At 69.9% G+C, this 1574-nt stretch carries 1 pseudogene; it reads left to right on the top strand.

Annotated elements, in window-relative coordinates:
- A pseudogene (locus tag AC08OO_RS01755) lies at positions 1 to 512 on the top strand (hypothetical protein); the annotation flags it as partial.
- Positions 513 to 1574: the final 1062 nt, after the last annotated feature.

Below are 1574 nucleotides of genomic sequence, written 5' to 3'. Positions count from 1 at the left end.
CCCAGGCCACGGCACCACACGCGCACACCGCGGTCCTGGCGATGACCACCGAGGCGCACATCATGGCCGCGTGCCACCTGCCTACCGACGATATCGTCGCCGTGCTGCGCTCAGCGGGATCGGTCGCGGCAAAGCTCCCGGCAGGTGCGGTGGGTTACAGCCTGGACGGTATCCATCCTGGGTATCTGCCGACATTCGGCGGTGCGGCACTCGTCGCCGCCGGCGCACTGGACGAGGGAAATGAGCGGCTGAGCGAGGCAGCAGAACTGTTCGACCGTTCCCGGGCGTCCGGTGCTCTCGCCGCCGTCCGCCTTTACCAGGCATCCGCGGCGATGCGCGCACGCGAGCTGGACAAGGCCGAGATCCTCGCGACCAGAGCGCTCGCCGCATCCGCCGTGCGGCCGAGCAGCTGGCTGTCGAACGGAATCCTCTTTCTCGCCGAACGCGCCCGCAGCCAGGGCGCGGACTGGTCCGGACTCGTCATCCAGGCCCAGGAATGGTCCCCGCTCTGATCGCGTCGTTGACGTCCGGGGGCGGTCACGACGTCATCTGCCGGCATGCCCCCGGCGCCGGGGCCTTCCACTGGGATACCGGCGCACGGCGCCCGATCAGCCATGCCAGCCCTGGCCACAACAGCCCTGGCCACAACACCGCCGGCCGTGAGGACCCCGGCCGTGAGGACCCCGGCCGTGAGGACGCGGCGTCGAGCCCAGGGACGCACACCGGCGCGGAGTCCATGCAGCAGCAGCAGACCAGCAACAACCATAATCAGAACAACCAACGGCGACAAGATGTTGGAATAATGCAGTTCATTCGACGGGTTGAGATTTACGGATTTCTGTAGGGCAGTGTTCGAGGCGATCGGCAGCGGCGGCGGTGTCGCCTGAGCGAGAACGGGATAAGGAATAGGCACGGCGGTACATTATCGGGTAGGCGACAATGAGAACCGGGCCGGTGGAGACAAAAGTGCTTCGGCTCGCCCCCTCGATCGTCGCCTTGGTCGCGGCCAGCCGCGCCGGGCCCACGCCGGCGGGTTGAAACGCCGGACCCGCTCAGGGATCCGCGCACATCGCGGCGTCAGCCTGTTGCTTGGAGCCGAACAGATCGGGAATCACCACAATCGGTCCGGGACCCGTCGCCGGGCCGCAGTCGTCGCCCCGGTCGTCCACCCCGCCGCCCCCCGTCGGACCGGCCTGTGCGGGCGGTCCGGGATCGGCCGACCCGCCCGCGGGCGCAGGGAGCAGTCCGCCGGACGGCCGCGCTTCCGACGGGTTCGACGACGGACGCGGCGCGGTCCGTCGGCTGGGCGCCGAAGGGAGCAGTCTCCTGTCCTCCGGATCGGGTCCGAAGGCATCCGCCCGATCCGATGCGGCGGGTGGAACCAATGACACCCGCCGCCCGCCGTCGGCCGACGGCGGGCGCGTGGGCGAAGACGGGGGCCGTGATTCGACGAAAGGTGCGGTCGGGCCCCCGGCGGAATCTGGATCGCCTGAAGGGGCGACGAGGCGTGGCAACGTCCGTGCTCCGTCCGTTCCCGGGATGCCGGGAACGGGGTGGACGGGGTCGGGGTAGGT

The sequence above is a fragment of the Frankia sp. CeCAU1 genome (genome assembly GCF_977971845.1).
The sequence above is the reverse complement of the archived record's forward strand: the minus strand, read 5'-3'. Positions and strand labels throughout refer to the sequence as shown.